At 52.5% G+C, this 20,151-nt stretch carries 11 protein-coding genes; 3 read left to right on the forward strand and 8 right to left on the reverse strand.

Going from position 1 to position 20,151, the window contains the following annotated elements:
- Nucleotides 1-22 precede the first annotated feature (22 nt).
- Complete coding sequence (locus tag KIS77_08340; protein ID MCW5922337.1) at nt 23-2,158, forward strand: T9SS type A sorting domain-containing protein; 2,136 nt, start codon at nt 23-25, stop codon at nt 2,156-2,158.
- Nucleotides 2,159-2,495: 337 nt separating this feature from the next.
- On the opposite strand, the gene KIS77_08345 is transcribed toward KIS77_08340, so the two are convergent.
- Nucleotides 2,496-3,722 (reverse strand): MFS transporter, encoded by a 1,227-nt coding sequence (locus KIS77_08345; protein ID MCW5922338.1) that lies wholly within the window; start codon nt 3,720-3,722, stop codon nt 2,496-2,498.
- Nucleotides 3,723-4,047: 325 nt separating this feature from the next.
- Here KIS77_08345 and KIS77_08350 point away from each other — a divergent pair, with 325 nt between their 5' ends.
- A complete protein-coding gene (locus tag KIS77_08350; GenBank protein MCW5922339.1) occupies nt 4,048-4,995 on the forward strand; it encodes a fasciclin domain-containing protein in 948 nt (315 codons plus the stop codon).
- Between the two features lie 322 nt (nt 4,996-5,317).
- On the opposite strand, the gene rpmA is transcribed toward KIS77_08350, so the two are convergent.
- The 3 genes from rpmA to KIS77_08365 form a co-directional block, all read right to left on the reverse strand.
- Complete coding sequence (rpmA, locus tag KIS77_08355; protein ID MCW5922340.1) at nt 5,318-6,070, reverse strand: 50S ribosomal protein L27; 753 nt, start codon at nt 6,068-6,070, stop codon at nt 5,318-5,320.
- 87 nt (nt 6,071-6,157) lie between these two features.
- Nucleotides 6,158-6,469, reverse strand: coding sequence for a 50S ribosomal protein L21 (gene rplU / locus KIS77_08360; protein MCW5922341.1), 312 nt, complete (start codon nt 6,467-6,469; stop codon nt 6,158-6,160).
- Nucleotides 6,470-6,672: 203 nt separating this feature from the next.
- Nucleotides 6,673-7,089 carry a hypothetical protein gene (locus KIS77_08365; protein MCW5922342.1) on the reverse strand — a complete coding sequence of 139 codons (417 nt, stop codon included), beginning with the start codon at nt 7,087-7,089 and terminating at the stop codon, nt 6,673-6,675.
- A 170-nt stretch (nt 7,090-7,259) separates the two neighbouring features.
- Here KIS77_08365 and KIS77_08370 point away from each other — a divergent pair, with 170 nt between their 5' ends.
- Complete coding sequence (locus KIS77_08370) at nt 7,260-8,168, forward strand: winged helix-turn-helix domain-containing protein (GenBank protein ID MCW5922343.1); 909 nt, start codon at nt 7,260-7,262, stop codon at nt 8,166-8,168.
- 371 nt (nt 8,169-8,539) lie between these two features.
- On the opposite strand, the gene KIS77_08375 is transcribed toward KIS77_08370, so the two are convergent.
- The 4 genes from KIS77_08375 to KIS77_08390 form a co-directional block, all read right to left on the reverse strand.
- Nucleotides 8,540-9,487, reverse strand: coding sequence for a PorP/SprF family type IX secretion system membrane protein (locus KIS77_08375; protein ID MCW5922344.1), 948 nt, complete (start codon nt 9,485-9,487; stop codon nt 8,540-8,542).
- A gap of 161 nt (nt 9,488-9,648) precedes the next feature.
- Nucleotides 9,649-14,244 carry a gliding motility-associated C-terminal domain-containing protein gene (locus KIS77_08380; GenBank protein MCW5922345.1) on the reverse strand — a complete coding sequence of 1,532 codons (4,596 nt, stop codon included), beginning with the start codon at nt 14,242-14,244 and terminating at the stop codon, nt 9,649-9,651.
- 44 nt (nt 14,245-14,288) lie between these two features.
- Nucleotides 14,289-15,098: a T9SS type A sorting domain-containing protein gene (locus KIS77_08385; protein MCW5922346.1), complete on the reverse strand. Its 810-nt coding sequence runs from the start codon at nt 15,096-15,098 to the stop codon at nt 14,289-14,291.
- A 274-nt stretch (nt 15,099-15,372) separates the two neighbouring features.
- On the reverse strand, nt 15,373-19,791 hold the full coding sequence (locus KIS77_08390; protein ID MCW5922347.1) for an HYR domain-containing protein: 4,419 nt from the start codon (nt 19,789-19,791) through the stop codon (nt 15,373-15,375).
- Nucleotides 19,792-20,151: the final 360 nt, after the last annotated feature.

Raw genomic sequence — 20,151 nt, forward strand, 5'->3', positions numbered from 1 at the left:
TTAACACAAAAACATACATCCCATGCGCTACGCCTTATTTTTCATGCTATGCCCAATCTTACCCGATGCGGCATCCGCACAAACGACTTGGTATGTGAACCAGAACGTGTCGGGAGGTGCTCAAAACGGAACAAGTTGGGCCAATGCCTTTCCCGAGCTCCAGCAGGCACTTACCATAGCGTCGTCTGGCGACGCGATATGGGTCGCAAAAGGCACATACAAACCCACCTCTGGTACCAATCGAGGCATATCCTTCAGCCTTGTGAACGGAACTCAACTATATGGCGGTTTTTTGGGTGTGGAAACGATGCTGGCTCAGCGCAATCCCATGACAAATGAGACCGTGTTGAGCGGCGACATAGGCATCTCAGGGGTGAGCACCGACAATTCGTACCATGTGGTGCGCGGAAAGGGACTTGACCACAGCACGGTGTTCGATGGGTTCGTCGTCACGGGGGGATATTCATTTGGAGAGTTCACCCCCAACCCGTTGGATGGATTGGGCGCGGGCATCCTGCTCGAAGGCTCGGCCGGACTTGCCAACTCGCGCCCTATCATTGCCAACTGTCGCTTTGAACGCAACTACGCTTATCTGGGCGGAGCGCTCTGCACGACTTGGGAAGACCCCTTGTTCCCTGCTCAAGGGAAAAACCCGGTGAACCCTGTGCTCCGCAACTGCACGTTCAGCCACAACCGCTCATATTTGTATGGTGGAGCCATGTACATCAACAGCCCTTCCGGTGCGACGACAGACACATTCACCTTGGAACGTTGCATTATATCCGACAACAATGCCCTGTTGGGTGAGGGCGGCGGGATTTATTTCAACCAAACGGCCAACTCCAATACGCGCATGACCTCTTGTGTTTTCGAGCGCGACACCGGGCAATTGGGCGGCGGCATCTACTATCAGGGACTTCCGCCCGCCATGAACATCACCACACTAGTGTTGGATTCATGTGTTTTTCGCAGCAACGTGTCGCCGGAGGGCGGCGGCATTTTTTACGTCGGGCCCCTGACCCCCTCAGTAGTGGGCGTCCAATTTTATTGTCGGATGCGACATTGCGTTTTTGATGGCAACAAAGCCACCTCTGCCAGCGGCTCGGCTTATCTTATGCTGGCAACTTATGGAGGAAAGGTGACTACAGAAGTGAGCGATTGCGTCTTTAAAAATGAATTATCGGGCAATTTTACAACTTCGGTAGCCGCTGTTTCTAGTAGTGAAACGGAAGTATCATTTGAAAAATGCTTATTTTTCAATAATCATAGCAGGATTTCGGACGATAAAATATGCTTGGCGATACATAGCGGAGCCTCCGGCGGAAGCGCAGTCAATAAAGTAACGACACGAATCAACAACTGCCTTTTTAGCAACAATGGTGGCGGAATAGCAGTGCAGGGCGGACGAATGAATTATATCATAACGAATGTCACTAATTGCACATTCTATAACAACAACGAGTATATTTTCTTAAAGAGTTGGGACACGCTGTACAGTCAGCCTAACAGCTATCACAACGACTTTTTCATTGACAACTGCGTTGTTTGGGAAACAGAGACCGATATGGTGAAAATGTTTTACAACAACAACCCCGACAACTTTACCATGTATGGCTTCCACATCAACCACACCTTGCTGAGCCTGAGCGACAGCACCGGCATACCGGGAAGTCTGGAGGCGTTTGAAGATGGGCTAATTTTTGGTCAATACCCGGAATTCGCGGATACCGCAAGCCACGATTTCAGGCTCAAGCCCTGCTCGCCCGCCGTGAACAAGGGAAACAACGCCGCTGCACTTGCCGCCGGACTGACCAGCGATTTGGACGGCAACACGCGGATACGCTATGGCACGGTTGACATGGGCGCGTACGAACAGCAGGACTCTTGCGCAATGGTTGGCACATTCGAGATGGGTGATGAGACGGGTTTTCGATTTTGGCCCAATCCGTCGGTTGATGGGTTGCTTCACATTCAAGGCGAAGACGCATTTGAGGGGACGGTTCGCTTGTTTGATTTGAATGGCCGTGAGGTTTACAACCGCCATGTAAGCAAGTCATCGCTGCATACTCTTCAATTGGGGCATTTGGCGCCGGGTGTTTATCACATCCGACTTGAATCGCCGCCCAAGAGCGCCATCGGCCCATGGTTGAGACTGTGAGCCCTTGCTCATCCACCACAAGCCTTTGACTACCGAGCATCAGTAGGAAAGTGTACACGATGGCCACCTCAAACGCCGCTGTTCTCTCGGACTGCTGCGCCCAATAAACAACCTCCGCCCCGCTTGGCCTTCTCACCAAGCAGGGCGGAGATTGTTGCGAAATGCCCCACAAGATTCCTAGTGCCTCGTCCGGTCAATGGCCCGTGAATTGGGGAGTCAAATATTTCCTTCATCAAGGCGTGAGGAGGGCGCAATACGGGATATTGTAACCGACGAGCAACGCAGAGGAAGGAAAAATTGGGCCGCCACATTCATGGGCCATTGACCGGACGAGGCACTAATGACTCACGCCACCTTCCTTGTTCCGACCGCGCATATAAAACCACAGCGCCCCAAACGCCAGCACCAGAAACACAGGCAGCAAATTGATGCTGCTCAACACGCTCTGCCCGGCCAACAGCTCAATCTCGTCGGAAGGCAGGCCGCTGGTAGCGAGTGCCGCTTTTTCGGCATCAAGCCTTGGGCCGATGAAAAACGTCTGAAACGCCCAGTTGCCCAACATCCCAACGCCACCCATGAGCGACAGCCCCAGAGCGCCGCTTTTTGGGATGTACTCGTTGACGAAGCCCAGCATGGTCGGCCAGAAATAGCAAACGCCCACCGCAAAAACCACCGCCGCCGCATAGAGCGCCGGGCCTTCGGTGGTGCGGAGCAAATAAACCCCTGCAACAGACACAATAGCCGAACCCAAGAGAATGCCCGTTGGGTTGAGCCGATGAATGAGCGGCCCGCCAAAATAGCGCCCAACGGCCATGATGCCATTCACCAAAGCCAGAATCAGCAAGGCATTGGCGCCCGCCTTACCCAACAGTTTGTCAATCCATTGGCCCGTGCTCAACTCGGTGTTGGCCGTGAAAAACATACACACAGCCATGAAAAGGAACAGTGGCGACAACACCGACTTGAACATATCTGCCGTCGAGACTCCAGACTCCACCCGCTCGGTGCGCGGGAAATGCTGTCCCCAAAACATCCAGCCGTAGATGAGCGTCGGAATCAGAATCAAAGCCACCTGCCACTGCCAGCCCCAATCCAGTGACTTCATGCCCGCCGCCAGCAAGGCCCCTATGACCAAGCCGCCGGGAAACCAAACGTGGAATTTGTTGAGCATCACGGTTTTGTTTTTGGGGTACATGGATGCCACGAGCGGGTTGCACACCGCCTCCACCATACCGTTGGCAAAACCCACCAAAAATGTGGAAATCAACAGCGTCCAAAAATCGCCGGCAAAAATGGTCAGCAGCAGACCGATTAAGTGTGAGAGAAAGGCGACCCACATCAGTTTTTTCATGCCGAATTGGTCCACCACAAAACCACCCAGTGTGGTAGCCACAGGGAAGCCAAAAAAAGCGATGCCCGCAATCCAGCCGAGTTGCGTGTCTGTCAAATTAAACTCTTTCCCCAAGGGCACCAGCATCCCGGCGCGAATGGCAAAAGTCATGGAAGTGACCGTCAAGGCCATGCAAGAGGCATTGAAAAGTCGGGAAGGGTTGATGTTGCTCATGTGTGCGATAAGTTGAATTTCGAATTGAAATGAAGAACGGCCAAATGTAGAAAAGCCGGAATCGTTTTTGGACGATTCCGGCTTTTGCATTTTTAAAATTTTTTTTGAGACAATTTTCAAACACCGCGCTCGGCATTTTGGGTTATGCCTCTCCGCCCATGAGAGCCATGTTCGGAGAAAAAGAATTGGTGCCGAAGACTATGTTTTTTCAATTTTGTTTAATTTTTACAAAACTCAAACTTAAAAAAGATAAACAAAACCAAAGAGCGAGCGTTATGGTCATGTTTTCAAATCAAAACTGTAATTCAAACACACACATTTAAACATGAAAAACTTAGTTCTTGGCCTTTTCATCGCATTGAGCGCTGCTACTGTATTCACCGCCTGCAAAGACAACGATGACGACGCGCAGGTGCAGCAAAACATCGTGCAACTCGCGCAAGGCAACACCAACCTCAGCACCCTTGTAGCTGCCGTGCAACGCGCCGGTTTGGTGGATGCACTCTCGGCTCCCGGCCCCCTCACCGTGTTTGCACCCACCAACCAAGCCTTCAACGACCTGCTTGCCGCGCTTGGGTTCTCCAAATTGGAGGATGTGCCCGTGAGCGCATTGCGCGACATTTTGCTCAACCATGTCGTCAGCGGCAATGTGCGCTCGACCGACCTGACCACTGGCTATGTGAACACCCTGCTCCCGTTTGGCAACTCGACCAACTATCTGAGCAATTATGTGGACCTCACAAGCGGAGTGAAAGTGGGTGGCTCCAGCGTCACCACTGCCGACGTGGCTGCCTCAAACGGCGTGGTACATATCATTGACAAAGTGATTGTGCCGCCCACGGTGGTGAATCAAGCGCTCAACAATCCCAACTTCAGCATCCTCGTGGCCGCCCTCACGCGCTCCGACCTCGGCGTTGACTATGTGAACGTGTTGTCGGGTGCCGGCCCCTTCACGGTGTTTGCCCCCACCAATGCGGCCTTCGCTGCCCTATTGACCGAGCTCGGCGCAAGCGGTCTCAACGACATTTCTGCTGATGTGCTCAATAAAGTGCTCCAATACCATGTGGTGAGTGGTGCCAATGTCCGCGCCAGCCAACTCACCAACGGACAGCAAGTGACCACCTTCCAAGGCGGCACCTTCACTATCAACTTGACAGGCGGCGCGAAAATCGTGGATGCACAAGGCCGCACTTCCAATATCGTCGTCACCGATGTGCAAAGCGCCAACGGTGTGGTGCACGCTATTGACAAGGTAATTCTGCCACAACTGTAAAATCCTAACCTGAAACCAGAAAACTTTTATTAAACAAAACAAACGAAGAGAGGCGGCCCGCGAAAGAGCGAGGCGGCCTCTCTTGCTTTATGTCCCTACGCTTTTCGGCGGGGCACAAAAAAACCCCGACTCATTACAGCCGGGGCAACAACTAAAAAATTAAGCTATGAAAACAAAAACTTCTTTTGTCAAAACTGGTGGGGATGCGTCGTTATGACGGCAAAAATCCCAAGCGTAACATCTTTCATCGTTTCACGGGGCAAGTGTAAAAAGAAAATGCCGTCTGTGCAAGACGGCATTTTCTTTTTGTCGCAATATAGACTTAATCTGCCACTTCGCGGCCACCTGAAAGCGCCTCTTGGTACGATTTCAATTCGTCCCAGTTGCCTTCGGCGGCGAGTTTGGCTTGTGCAGGCCAAGTGCTTGGGTCGTGCATTTGATAGCGGGAGCCTGCCGCGTCGAGGATTTCTTTCAAACGCTCCACTGGTGCCTCGGCGAGCGCCGACCAAGTGCTTATACCGCCTTCTTTGAGCAGCGACTCGATTTTAGGCCCCACCCCTTCGATGATTTTCAGGTCATCGAGCTTGGGCGCTTTTTCCTTTTTGGGCGCTGTGTTTTTTTTCTCAGCGGGCTTCGTTTCCGCTTCGACAATCACTTCGGGTGCTGCTTCGACTACTGCCACGGGCGCTTCTTCCATCACTGCGGCTTTTTTCGTAGCGGGGGCATCAGCTTGCGCGAGGTCAGAAGGGTTGGGCTTGCTTTTCACGCTGCCGGGTCTCGGCTTGGTGGGCGGCGGCGGTGTCACGGGCGGCTCTTCTTTCCGGTATGGCTCGATGTTGACAAAGTTGCGGTCTTTTCTGCCGCGTGTAAACACGACGATGCCGTCAATGGCTGCGTGCAGTGTGTGGTCGCGCCCCATATAAACATTGTTGCCGGGGTGAAACCTTGTGCCGCGCTGACGCACGAGCACGTTGCCTGCTACGGCCATTTGGCCGCCGTAGAGTTTTACGCCGAGACGCTTACTTTTACTGTCGCGGCCGTTATCTGAACTACCTACACCTTTTTTGTGTGCCATGATTCAAGAGTGTGATGAATGGTGAATGGATGGTTTGAGGAGTTTGAGGGATTGCCCGGTCAAGCGGAACAGGCGGGGTTTGGGGTGTCAGCCGACGATGGAGTCAATTTGGAGTTTCGTGAACGACTGACGGTGACCATTTTTCTTGCGATAGCCTTTGCGGCGCTTCTTGTGAAACACGATGACTTTATCGCCTTTTACATGGCCCAGCACACTGGCGCGAATGCCTGCCCCTGAGATGTTGGGGGTGCCGATAGTGACGCTGCCGTTGTTCTCAATGAGATGCACGGCATCGAAGGAGACCTTGTCGCCTTCATTGGCTGCCAGCCGGTGGACGAAGATCTGCTGACCTTCCTCAACTTTGAATTGTTGACCGGCAATGGAAACAATTGCGAACATATTGAAAATCAAATTTTTGATGAAAAAAGAACACCTTTCCTGAAAAAGGCGGGCAAAGGTACTTCGACGAGGCCGAAAAAACAAACAGGTTTTAAAGTTCTTTTGCAATAGGATGCCCCCGATTGGGGAAATCTGGAGCACAGAGGGCGACAACTGCACACTTCCATGCTCCAACTACTTTTTTCTTTTGACCGAAATCGCGCTCACTCCACCAAAATCTCTCCGTGCGGCACCGCCCAATTTCGCTCCATCGTGAGCAACACGATGCGGTCGTCCTTTTTGCACGACGGGAGAATTTTTTGAATGTCAATCTCCGTGTGCGTTTTGTCCGAGAAAAGCATCAGCGTTTTGCTGCCGCCATCCCGGATGGCGATTTTGAATGGAATTTTTGGGCTGGCCTGTGGCGCTTTGCCTTCAGACAGAAAGACGGGGCGCAGCGTCAGTTCGCCAGTCGAGGTGGCCGCCAGCACACATTTTCCCTCCGTAGAGTACTCGTTGACAATCATGTGGTTGCCTAAAAACGCTGCTGCGCAGTTGTTGAAATCGTTGTCTTGGGCGGTCGCGCTTGTTGCGCCGACGAGCCAGATGCAGGCGATAAGCAAAGGATGCTGTTTCTTCATGTTTTTGAATTCTCTTAGTGAAATGAAAAATAGGGATGATTCGAATCGAATACAAAACTATGTCCGTGCGGAAAGGGCAAGGCTAAACTCTTGTAAAACAGTGTAAAAGAAGTGTAAAACGTGTTTTGGGATGAATCGGCCCTCTTACTTTTGGGGCTATGAGCCGAACATTGAAACTTAGCATAGTCTTTCCAACGGTGCTCGTGTTGCTGGTCTTGATGGCTGCGCGTCTGACGTGGCACCTGCCCTCATTCAAGGAAAACGAGCACGAATTTGCAGAACGTGTTAACCTTGCCCTGCGACAGACCGCTCACCAACTGCTTGTGATTGCGGGCGACAGCATCAGCACCATCGCTCCCGTGCAACGGGTGGGAAAAGGTGCTTGGCTCGTGCGCTTGGAGCGCGATTTCGACTACGATGGCCTCCCGTCCGTGTTGCAAAAAGCCTTTTCCAATCATCACATCGGGGGAGCGTACAACGTAGCGGTAGTGGATTGCGAAAAGGGCGAGCTGATGCTGGGTTACTTGTTCAATCCGCTTGAACCAAGCCACGACATTCCCTGCGGAGGACGCAAACAAACGAAGGGATGCTACAATTTGCGAGTCACCTTTACCGACCCTGCAACCTCGTTTTTCCCGCATGAAAGCGGTTGGGTTTCACTCGCCGCCGTTTTTGCCGCCTTGCTGATTTTCTCCGCGTATCATTTTTTTATTTTCTTGAAAAAGAAACACTTGGCAACAGAAGTGCCTGCTCCAACATCTTCGCCAAACGGTCAAACGCCCATTCGATTTGGCAACTCGACACTCCGGGTGGACAACCAGAAACTTGTATGCAATGGTGTGACGAAAGACCTCACCTACCGCGAAACCAAGTTGCTTCAAATGTTTTGCCGACACGCCAATCAGCTGCTCGAACGCGATGTGATTTTGAAATCGGTGTGGGAAGACGAAGGCATCATCGTCGGACGCAGCGTGGATGTGTTTGTGTCGCGTCTGCGGAAGCTCCTAAAAGAAGACGACACGGTGAAAATCGCCAACGTGCACGGTGTAGGGTATCGGCTGGAAATCAGGGTTGGCTGAGGGGGATAGCCAAAAACAAAAAAGCCCCCCTCCAACTTGAGGAGAGAGGCCATCCCAAAAACCAATTGTTAAAGACATCTATCGTTCGTCGCCCCAAAGCATCGGAGCGCGATGTTCGAACACAAAAGCCCGTCCAAAAACCTCGTTCGAGGCTGGAAAGCAACTTTTTGAAAAAACCACTTTGAAAAACAGTGCAAGCGACGAAGCACGCTATAATGCGCACTCGCACCCCTTTGGTCGCAAGAGCCCTCGCCCTAGCGATTTCTCAACCAAGTGTTGTTCTGGCCACAAATCAAGGGCCGGAACAACATTGGTTAACGTGTGCGATGCGCGCACATTCAGAGCTCTTCTTTTTTAAAAATCCTGCTTTTTTATTGATACAAGTCCGAGGTGTCGGTAGAGACAGGCTTGGGCGTCTTGCGCGGCAGGTTGAAGGCTGCGGTCAATTCATGCGAGCCTGTGTTGAACTGTTGGAACTTCGAGAACGACACATCGTAGGAGTAAGCCAATTGCAATGCTTTGTATTTGGTGCCGATGAGGAACCCCACCGAACCGTTGTTGCTGGGGCGATAAGTGAGGCCGGTGATGAGTTTTTCATCGAGAAAGCGGCCTTGCACGTTCACATCCACTTGGAAGGGCGTATCGCGGATTTGACGGAAAGCCAGCGAGGGCATAATTTTGAAGTTCTGACTTGGCACGTCCACGATGTACCCTACTTGGAAAATATAGTGCTCAAACAGAGAAGTCTGCTGCGAGCGCTGGTCAATCGGCACCTCGTCGAGGCGAGCGCGCACGATGTTGGGCAGCGTGATGCTGACAAAGAAACGCTCGTCGTAGAGGATGTGCGTTCCAGCCGAGGCATCAAAAATTTGCTGGCCGTCGCTCAGGTTTTCCAACACGTCATCGTTGGGTTGCACGAGCGGGTTGCCCAGCAGGTCAGGGTTGACGCGGCGGTTGATGAAGTCGGTGGAAAGACCAATGCCGATGCGCGCTTTTTGGATACGAAAACGGAAGGCATAGTTGAAGTTCAGCTTCACGGTGTTCATATCACCGACTTTTTCAGAGAAAAGCCCGCCACCGAGGGCGAGTTTTTCGCCCACAGGCCCATGATAGATGGCCGTGAAATTGACTGGTCGGCCTGGGAATCCCGTCCAAGTGGTGCGGGCGTTGCCGAGAAATTGGTGTTCGTCCTCGAAGCCAGTGTAACCTGGGTTCACCAGAATGGGGAACACTTGGTAGTGCGTGTAAACCGCTTGTTCTTGAGCAAAGGCGGCGATGGTGATAACGCCGAATATGATGGAGAGTAATGTCTTTTTCATCGTAATCGAAAAGTTGGGCGTGAAGGTGGTAAAGGTTGACAAGAGAATGTGTTTCGGCTTGCATTTACCCCGCGGACGGGGCAAGGTTTCGGATTAGCAGGTTGGTGGCGACGAACACAACGCCAAGCAACCAACCCGCTAACCACTTCTACCTTGAAAAATTAGCGTAGCAAATTGATGTGTCCTTTTTTCTGCAATGGCCCCAAAACCGGGCTGGTGACGTTGAGCACATAAAAATAAACCCCTTCGGCAAGTGGCTGACCATTTTTGCTGGTGCCGCGCCACACATTTGAGGCGTTGTCGTATCCCTTCGTTTGGAACACCAATTGCCCCCAACGATTGTAAATTTCAATGGAATTGTTCGGGTCCACCTCGATGCAGGTGATGATGACAAAGTCATTCTTGCCATCTTGCTGACCCGGCGTGATGACTGGTCGCACCATGAAGCAATCTTCGGGTGGATATGCGACGGTGTCTGTGGCGATGGCTATGCAACCATTGCCATCGTACACCACGAATTGAACGATTTCACCTGCGCAAAGGCGCTCTGCGCGTTGGGTGTTGCCGCTGTGGCCCAGATTGCCCGACCAAGTGTAAGTGATGGGTTCTACGGCGCCCGGTGTTTCGACGAGCAGCTCGCCATCGCAGGAATTGAACGTGGTGGGTGTGATTCTCGCAAAAATCACTTCCAATGGAGGCGGCTCCGGCAGCGGCACGGCGAATTGGTAGGTCGCACCGAGATTGTCCGTCACCGTCACGGAGTAGTTGCCACCACAGAGGTTGACTGCCTGCGAGAAGCCGCCTTGTACGGTCAATTGGTCCACTTGACCCGTTGACCACCTGACTGTGTAGGGTGCCAAGCCACCGTTTACAAAGGCGCGAATAATCCCGTCGCACTCGCCGTGGCAGCTAATCTCATTCACCGCAGTGGAAGTGAGCGTCACGGCAGGTGGGAACGTGAGGCTATCCGACCATACCGCTGTGCAGCCCAGACCATCTGTTACCGTCACCGAATAGGCGCCGGCGCAGAGGGTGGTGTTTTGGATAGTGGTGACGTTGTTGCTCCACAAAATGGAGGGTGCGCCGACTGCATTCGAGATGACCACGTTGGCCACACCATTGCACTGATTGGCGCCACTTACCTGATAGCCGCCATAGTTGGAGGTTTCATTGACGTTGGATATGGCCAATTGCGAATTGGCGACCAAAATGTACTGGTCTACTGAAGTAGTGCCATTTTCATCCGTGACGGTCAGAGAGTAGGTGCCCGGCAAAAGTCCCGTGATGTCTTTCGTGTTGGCCGTGTACCCATTGGGGCCTGACCAAGCATAGATGTAGGGCGGATTGCCGCCGTTGATGACGGGAGCAATGCTGCCGTCGAGCGTGTTGTTGCAATTGGGCTTGACCGTCGTGGGCGTTGAGAACACAAGGGGCGGCCACTGTCTCACGAGCGTAAACGGAATGACGGACGTGCAACCGGAGTTCAGGTTGGTGACAGTAACAACGTAAAGCCCTGAATCAAGCCCCGTAATCATGTTCGAAGTGGACGTGAATCCATTAGGCCCCGTCCAGTTGTAGCTCATGGGGATATTATCAGGCACTGGCGTAAGGCCAATGTTGCCGTTGCTCAAATCCTGAGTGGGGTCATTTTTGTTGCTAAATACAATTGCGGGTTGCTTTTGCTCCACCTGAACCGGCGATGGGAATGTGAACACATTGCCTGCATTGTCCGCAATCGTCAGCGTGTAGAAGCCGGGTGCGAAATTGCATATTTCTGGAGAGAGGCTACTATTGACGGCTGAACCGCTGCTTTGACCTGTCCAAGAAATGATGAACGGCGGGATACCCGAACCGATTTGTAGTTTGATGCAACCATCGTCGCCACATGAGGGCGTGGTGGAGGCAGTCGCAACCAATCCGTCGCCTACCGTGAAGGTTGCTGTGAAGGTGCAATTGTTGGCATCTTTCACGGTGAGCACATACAAGCCCGGCGCGAGGCTGGCGATGTCTTTCGTGTTCGCCACAAATCCGCCCGGCCCTGACCATTGAATGGTCAATGGCGCGGTGCCGCCGCCGAGATTCAGGAATATGGCGCCATCGTTCATGCCCGTGGTCGGGGCGATGACGAAAACATTGCTCGTGTCAATCGGTGCCGGTTCGGTCACCTGAATACCCGGCAGCACCGCTGTGCAACCCGTGCTATTCAGTTCCGTGACGGTCGGGATGTAAAGACCGCCAGCGAGGTTGTTGATGCTCAAGCCTGATAGTCCTCCCGTCCACGTCACTTGATACGGGCCACCGTTGCCGCCAGATACTGACTGAACGGAGATGCTGCCAATACCGTCGTTCGCGCAAATGTTGTTCACTACCTGCACGCCTTGCAAAATAACGGCAGATGGCTCAATTACTTGCACCGGAGGAAGCGTGACCGCGCATCCGCCAGCATCGGTGATGGTGCCGTTGTAAGTGCCTCCAGGGATGTTGGTCAAGTTTGCGCCCGTGTAGGGTTGCGGGTTCCATACGACTTCGTAGCTGCCCCACCCGCCACTGATATTGACGTTGATAGAGCCTGCTGAACTGCCCCAGCACAACAAGTCATTTTTTTGAATCGGCGTGGCAAAAGTGAGTGCGCTGTTCGGGCCTTGGATGGTGACTGGGTTGGGTATGGTCGCTGTGCAACCGTTGATGTCTGTGATGGTGGGGGTGTAAGTTCCGGGAGGCAAATTGGTGGGGTTGGGTACCGTTGAAACCAGCTCTCCTTGTGCATCGTACCATCTGTAGGTAAATGTCGGGGTACCCCCATTCAAGTTGATATTGATTTGACCATCCGATGCACCGAAGCACTTGACATTCTGAGAAGACGCAACGTTTAAATTCAATTGGGGCGGGTCAACTATGGAGTATGACTTGGAAGACGTGCAGCCTATGTTGTCCGTCACAAGCAAGGTATAGATACCCGCACCAAGCCCTGTGATGTCTTCGCTGCTGCTCTGGAAACCACCCGGGCCACTCCACGCAAGCGTGAGCGAGGGCGTGCCGCCACCCGTTGTCAAGGAGATGGAGCCGTTGGTTTCGCCATGACACTTGATGTTTTGAACATTTTCCTGCGTGAAGGTGATGGCTGGTGAGCCTTGCAGGGTCTCGGTTGAGGTGGCCGTTTGCCCGCCCACGAAAGTCACCGTGACGGTGTAAGTGCCTGCCGCCAAGTTCGTAATCGTCTTCTGATTGGAGGTAAACCCACCCGGGCCACTCCAATTGTAGTTGTTCGGCACGCCACCCGTTCCGCTGGCATCCAGAGAGCCAGTGCTGCCCCCGCAAGCCTTTTGAATGGTATTAATGGAGGCGCTCACCCCAACGGGGGTGCCTACAAACACATGTCCGGGAATGAAGAAGGGATTGACTGGCCCATCAGGCTCCTTCACGACTTCCACCGTCAAGGGCGGGAATGTGGTGATGCTGCCAAAGTTGATAGGAAGAAGCGCACCCATTGGGGCAGCCACAGTAAAACAAACCGTGAACAACCATGTCGGAGAGGGCAATGTCAAACCGACCACGTTCGGGTCGCTCCATGAAAACTTGATTTCGCCGGGTGTGTTCGCGTTAAAATTGGCCGCCGACAAACCGGGTATAGCCGGATTGTGCGTGATGACGGCATTCACCAGTTTGGTGGCATCGTAAAGAACACCAAACTGCATCGAAATGATGCTATTAAAATTCTCGGTTGTAACTTCAATACAAGCTTGCTCGCCAGTGCCGACAGTATCGGTGCCGCCAGCAAAAATCAACGCGCCGGGTGGCGGAGCACCCACCACGATGAAAATGGTATCCTTTACGCCAGAAGTACTTGTCCACACATTTTGGCTGGAAGAGTTGATAGCCTCCGCAGAGCCGCTGCCTGCCGGAAAGCCAACCCCATCTATGGTGACCAACGAGCTGCTGCCAACCGGGCCAATGCCTTTGAAACACACGTCGTAGATCTTGGTGCCGTTGGCGCGTGTCACGCCTGCGGCACTTGGGTCTGTCCAACCAACCAGTTGAAGACCCGAAAGCGGTGTGCCTCCAAAGCTGGCAGCCGTCAAGTCGGGCAGATTGTATGCCGCTGTGTTTTGAAACTCCAAGATAGTGGGGTCCCAGTGCGTGGCATATTGCATGGAGACGATGCTGTTAAAATCGTTCACCGTCACGGGCATACAACCTGTGGTGCCTTGCGGGATGTAGATTGTGTTGGCGATGATGGCAAACCCTTGTATGGGGTTGCCGCTGCCGCCGCTGGCCGTCACCTGGGAGCCGCCATTTTGGAAATTGACGCTAACGGGCGCATTGTTCTTAATCACTTCTATTCCCGGTGCCACATTGGCGAGGTTCACCGCAGAGGTGCCATTGGTCAGCACACTGAAACGCACAGTGAAAATAGAGGAGTTGTCGGGAACCGTGACACCATTGGGATAAGAACCGGGGTCTGGGAACCATGTAACCCTTATCGCACCAGCGTTGGGAACATTGTAGTTTCCATTGTTGAATCCCGGCAACGCAGCGTTGAAAATGGAGTCGAATTTCAACACTGTTGAGTTGTAGGTAATGGGAAATTGAATCGAGTTGATGTTGGTGAAGTTCGTGACCCTCAATTGAAGGTCAACCGTACTGCCCACAGGGGCGTCTACCGTGGCGGGTGTAAAGTTCGTCACAACAGCCTGGCCGAAAACCTGAGAAGCAACAAGCAGCATCGCTGCTGTAAAGGTGTAGATAATCGGTTTCATCTTTAACACGGAAAAGGGATGAGGGTGAAAGAATTTTTTTTCAGTCAAAACACAGAAAGAAGCCGGGTGTAGGTGTGCATCCCGGCGCGTATTGTGAAGAAATAGGTGCCTTTTTGCCGCACTTGCGGGGAGGCAATTTCTGTGCCATAGTGACCCGGAGGCAACTGCGGCATCTTATTTTCAAGCAAAATGCGGCCCGTGGCATCCGTCACGAGCAGGGTTACGTCGGAGCTTATTTTCAGGTCGAAACTGACCGTTGTTTTTTCGGAAAAAGGATTTGGAAAAATCTTGAGCGAATCATCATCAAGGGCGGATGGTTCATCGGCGGCCACCGTGTAGCCAATGGCACCGAAGCCTTGAGCCAAGGCCACTTGATGGATGTTGTATGAGGTCAACGAGCTATCGCTGTTGGCTTTCACTATATCAAAAGGCGTGAGGAAATCTTGCGAGAAATAAACTTGAGAGCCGTCGTTCACTTGGCCAATCGCCCTCAATCGCAACCTGAAAATCACGGTGGAATCAGCCACCGTCACCCCGCCCAGCAAGTTGCTGTTGTCCCACAGCAAACGAATCCAGCCACTGTCCTGTGCCTCGGATGTCCCAAAATCCTCGCCACCCAATTCGGGGAGATTGTAGCCGCTGGTGGATACGAATTCAAACACCTCAGGGTCCCAGCGCAGCTTGAACTGCATGCCCACTATGCTGTCGAAACCCGTCACTCTGACATTGAAAATGGCTACTTCGTTCGGTTCTATGTTGTTGATTACCGGAAGCAGGAGGCCAATTTGTGCGGAAAGAGCAGATGTTGGGAATAGCCAAAGGCTGATGAATGCAATGCGTACACAAAGATTCATGGAAACAATTGGTTTGGATTACTTGTAAGATGTAAAACCTTGTGGATGTCGCGGATTAAAAAAAATGGCTGCTTTTGACAGCCAATTAAAGTGTACCAACAATTTTTCAAAAAGCAGGCCAAAAACGCCTCATCACATTAAATGAGTAAATTTTTTACCTGAACCGTCTGAAAATCAAAGGTTAAGCCGGGAAAATTTATTTTTCTCCCAAAAAACACAGGCGAGCGGTTCTTAAGGCCGCTCGCCTGTTTTCGTTATACTACATGAAAAAACGTCATTCCACGACCACCATTTTTTTCGTGGCGCTGTGCGTGGGTGTGTCGAGTTGGTAGAAAAGGATGCCTGCTGTGAGGTCTGCGCGATGGAGTGCCACCGTGTTGAGACCCTTCGCAAAAGCACCTTTCACCATTTTCACGATGCGGCCCTCGGCGTTGCTGATGGTCAGCGTCGCTTCGGCAGCCTCCGGCAAGTTGAACGAAATGTAGGTCGTGCTGCTCACCGGGTTCGGCACGTTTTGCAGCAACTCAAACTCGGCACCTGCCACCACACTTCCTTGCTGGCCGTTTAACCGAAGTGCCACCTCGCTGCGCTCGCCTTGCTCGTTGTATGCCTCGGCGCGGGTGATGCGGTGACTGAACGCAAGCATCTGGCTCAATGTCCCCGACTGCGTTGCGCGGAATCTCACGCCGAACGCGCCAGCATCGCCATCCACCGAAGCTGTGAGTGCGTCGTGGAATACTGCGAAATTGTTGGCCGTCATGCGGTCGCCCGGAACTACCGCCACCACATCTAGGCCGCGCGTGTTCAGCGTGAATTGGTAGCCTGCCATTCTCTCGGCAGCCTTGAAGTTCACTTCGATTTCCTCTCCAACGTTCACCCAGCGGTCGTCCACGTCGAAGTAGAGGGTGCTGTTGGTGCGGTCGTCAGCCGACATCAAGCTATTGGCAATAGCCGAGGCGTTCACGTCGCCAACTTTGATGGAGACAAAGTCGTGGTTGAAGCTGCTGGTCTGCATATTCGACACCGAAACGATTTCGGGAAACTGCTCTTGGAACGGGTTGGCAGGATTGGGGAACGTATATTTTTTGTCCACAAAACGCCACGAGGTGTTGTTGGGCAACTCGTCGTAAAGGCCAAGAATCAGCTTGCGGATTTCCACAATGTCGAACGTCGTGACGGAGTTGGATTTGTTCGCGTCGGCAGCTATCGTTTTGTACGGGCTATTGAAAGGCTCCAAGCCAAGAATGTGTCTAGAGATGAGCACGAGGTCGAAAGTCGAGACACCGTTGAGCGGGTTATCGTCCATGAGTGGCGTGAGCGTGTAGTCCGACCCCATTGGCAACATATTGTTGAAGGAGAAGAGGCCGGAGTCGTCAGTCATATAGGTCATGTCAACCGGCGCTCCACCGTTGGGCGGGAGCCCTTGCAAATTGACGGTTGCTCCTTCCAAAGGCTCGTTCATTTCTGTTTTCAGGAAGCCTGCAATCTTGGGGGACCCCGGCGAGCAATTGTCGTTGTTGTCTTGCACAATGATTTCCGTCAGGCAGTAATCAGCGTTGCCCGCTGCGTCTTGCGCCCACAACTCAACAAATTGGCTACCCAACTCTGCACAAGTGAAAGTCACGTCCGCGATGGGGTTGCCTAGAGCATCCACCGGGAAGCCGGAGCCTTGCCCTGCTTTGCGAATGGCAAATTTCAGTTGATTCGGCCCCGGCACCGTCGGGGTGGGTGGTGTGCAGTTGTCCTCGGCATATTGGAGGAAATCCGTTGCCCAAAGCGTAATCATGCCTGTCGGCATGATATTCACGCTCAGTCCATGTATGCACACCACAGTAGGAGCCTTGCAGTCTTTGATGGTGAAAATATATTCGCAGGTCTGTTCATTGCCGCAGCCATCCGACACTTGCCACTTGATTTTGTGGGTGCCGTAAGGCAGCTCTGGCGCGATGCCCGGCTGGCCAAATGGGTTGGCGGGCGTGGGCAGCTGCCCTTGCGTTTTCCACTGCACACTGGCTGTGCGGGAGTTGCCGCTCACAGTCTGGTGCAAAGCAAAGCGATATTTGAGGTTATCCGATACAGGACGGCCATCAAAAACGCGCTGCGTGCCACCCGAATAGTTGATGTTGCCCGCATTGCCAAAATTGACGATGCCTGGCGTGGTGGGAAGGTCGTTGCTGTTCACTACCGTTTCCATCGAGCCATCGCCGTCGAGGTCGAGGAAGAGCAGGTAACTGAATTTGATGTTAGCTCCTGAGCAGGAATCGGTAGCCGTGATGGTCAGGTCGGCAGGGCCTTCGCACAAATCGTGGAGGCTGTGTACCGCATCCCACCAGTATGACTGGTTCCACAATTGCGGGTTGTTGGCCGTCAAGTCGCAAAATTCTACTGGGCTGGCAGGGCAATTGCTGATGACAGGCTTTTGATTGTCAATGATTTTGATAATCTGCTTGTACTTGTAGCAATTGGCATTGGCTTGCCAGAAAGTGCAGAAGTTCGTAGCGGGCTGGCCAGGCGCTACGGATACGATGGTAGCGTTCCACGGCGATGGAGTGCCACAAGCGGACACCACTGGGCCGGGCAAGTTTAGAGGACTAAGAGAGTTCGGGTTGGGTTCGGGGTTGGGCACTATGATGCAGTCGCCGTTCGGGTTGTAAGTGCACCAGTTTATGATGGTCCATGTGCGCTCTATCTTAAAGCACGCATCCGGCACTACTGTGAAAACTTGGTCTTCATGCGAGATGCCGAGCAACTCGCAATCTTGGCCACCGAAGAACACTGGCTGACCATAGTTGCCACTGCCGTCGCATTGTGTCACGATGACATCGTTGGGGAACTTGATGAAGTAGTTCTGGTTGTAGTTCACCACGATGCGCTGAGTGCAGGTGCTGGTCTGCCCGCCGCAATCCACCGCACGGAAAGTGCGCGTGATGGTACCTCTGTTGCAGAGCGTGTCGAAGAGTGCGTAGTTGACCGTCGTGATAATGGTGTCAATGCAGCAGTTGTCCGTAGCGGTTGCTTGCCCGTAAGCCCAGAGTGAAGGGTCGAAGTTCTCGCAGCTTACCGTCACGTTGTTGGGGGGGGTGCAGGTGGGTTTCAACTTGTCGTCCACAAAAACACGCACCATGCAGTCATTGGAGTGCCATTCCTCATAGTCGAGCGATACTTCTCCCGGCTGCACGGGCACGTCGTACACGCGCAGGATGACCGTGATGGTATCGCCAATGTCTTCGCAGCAGAATTTGACTTGGTCAAAGAAGCGGTCAACTGCTTGGCAGGCGTTGGGGTCCATCCTCCGCACTTTGAAGAAAATCGGGGAGCAATTGTCGTAAGAGCCTTGATTGAACGTGGAAGCATTGATGAAAACCATGCCGTCAACGCCCAACGAGACTTGTGTATAGGCTGTGCAGGCCACTGTTGGGGGCGTATCGTCTTCCACCGTGATATTGAACGTGCAAGTCGTGCTGTTGCCGCAGTCATCGGTGATGATGTAGGTCATCAGGGTGGTACCGATGGGCAGGTTGTTCGCTATGCCCAACACGCCCAGCGTGTCTGGATTCCACAGGTTGTTGCCGGGAAAGTTGCTGAAATGCCCGAAAAGCGATTTCCAAATGCCATCTACCTGCCACACGGCCTCTATCGTTTTGAGCCTTGAACAATTATCGGTCACAATGACATCAGGCAAATTGAGGTCGCGGGAGCAATTATTGGGATTGGTGCCTACCGTGATATCTTCAGGACATTCTATCTCAGGCCCTTGGCTGTCTTCAATCTTGATAAGTTGGATGTGTTCCCTCGGATTGGAACCCAGCACGGTCGGCAAACACCAGTCATAAACCGTCCATTTGCGCAGTATTTTGTAAGAACCATCGCAGATGGGCAGCAACTGGTCGGTATAAGTGGCATTCAGCTCGCAAAAAGTATTCGCAGGGAAAATCGGAAACTGGATGCCGAAGTCCAACACATAAGGAACTCCTGTCGCGGAAGGGTTGGAGACAGGGTTTTCGCAACTGACCGTGACATCGGGAGGGAAAAGCACACTCGACACGTTGCGACGAGCAAAATAGATGAATTGGGTGCAGCTGGCCACGTTGCCGCTGGCATCCACCACCGTCCAAATGCGCCGAACGTATGCACTGATGTTCGACAGGCCATTGATAGTGCCACTACATGTCAAATCGTACCAAGTGTCAATGTATGTCTGGGTGGTATTGGTGCAATTCTCATACACATCGGGATATGCAGCACCAATGCCCAACTCATTTAAAAGATAGTCGGGCGTGTAGGTAGTGATAGCGCACGACAAGGTGATGTCCTGACAAGTAAGCACTGGGGCCAGCTTGTCCTCCACATGGATGTAGCCCCAGCACATATTGCCGGAAATGAGGTCGCGCACCCGCACTTGCAGCGTTTGATTGATGTGGGCAGAGGTTGCCACGAAGTTGCCGTTGGCAGGCACCCATACGTTGTTGACTCTGGCTTGCACTTGGAAGTTGCCGTTCGGGCAACCGTTGCCTTCCAGAATCATGTCGGGGAGAATTTCGGTGGCGCAATCTTGGTTGAGAGAAACCTGAACGAGGTTGTTACAAACCATCGAACACTGGGCAGATGTTTCCACATTTGCGGCCAGTAGAAAAACCAACATTGCAAGCCAAGTCCATCGAATCGAAAATAAAGTAGAATTCGTTATTTTCATGAGATTACAAAAAAAGTTTGATTGAACGAAATGTGTGGTGAATCAAAAACGAAAAGCGGTGGTCTTCAAGAGCTAATTTTTTTTGTTTTCAACAATGCATGAAATTAGTGCAGTGGAGGGAAAAACATCCCAACTGTTTGCCATATCAACCTTGAAAATGGAGTGAAATACAAGAGGATTGAAATGCAGGTTCATCAAACGACGAACCTTTTCTCTCGGCAGGGATAAAATCGGAATTTGGCCGGAGGTGTACCTTTTGTAGTTCAATCAGACAAACAGTACTACCATTTGGATTAAAACACTCGTTCAGAAGTCGCCTCAAAGGTATAATGTGCCGCATATATGCCCAAACATTTCAAG

The sequence above is a fragment of the Saprospiraceae bacterium genome (assembly GCA_026129545.1).
Lineage (GTDB): Bacteria > Bacteroidota > Bacteroidia > Chitinophagales > Saprospiraceae > M3007.

Excerpts from the sequence above, each read along its gene's own strand:
- KIS77_08380 (MCW5922345.1), bottom strand. The coding sequence starts at position 14,244 with ATGAAACCGATTATCTACACCTTTACAGCAGCGATGCTGCTTGTTGCT.
- rpmA (MCW5922340.1), bottom strand. The coding sequence starts at position 6,070 with ATGGCACACAAAAAAGGTGTAGGTAGTTCAGATAACGGCCGCGACAGT.
- KIS77_08345 (MCW5922338.1), bottom strand. The coding sequence starts at position 3,722 with ATGAGCAACATCAACCCTTCCCGACTTTTCAATGCCTCTTGCATGGCC.
- KIS77_08365 (MCW5922342.1), bottom strand. The coding sequence starts at position 7,089 with ATGAAGAAACAGCATCCTTTGCTTATCGCCTGCATCTGGCTCGTCGGC.
- rplU (MCW5922341.1), bottom strand. The coding sequence starts at position 6,469 with ATGTTCGCAATTGTTTCCATTGCCGGTCAACAATTCAAAGTTGAGGAA.
- KIS77_08385 (MCW5922346.1), bottom strand. The coding sequence starts at position 15,098 with ATGAATCTTTGTGTACGCATTGCATTCATCAGCCTTTGGCTATTCCCA.
- KIS77_08340 (MCW5922337.1), top strand. The coding sequence starts at position 23 with ATGCGCTACGCCTTATTTTTCATGCTATGCCCAATCTTACCCGATGCG.
- KIS77_08350 (MCW5922339.1), top strand. The coding sequence starts at position 4,048 with ATGAAAAACTTAGTTCTTGGCCTTTTCATCGCATTGAGCGCTGCTACT.
- KIS77_08390 (MCW5922347.1), bottom strand. The coding sequence starts at position 19,791 with ATGAAAATAACGAATTCTACTTTATTTTCGATTCGATGGACTTGGCTT.
- KIS77_08375 (MCW5922344.1), bottom strand. The coding sequence starts at position 9,487 with ATGAAAAAGACATTACTCTCCATCATATTCGGCGTTATCACCATCGCC.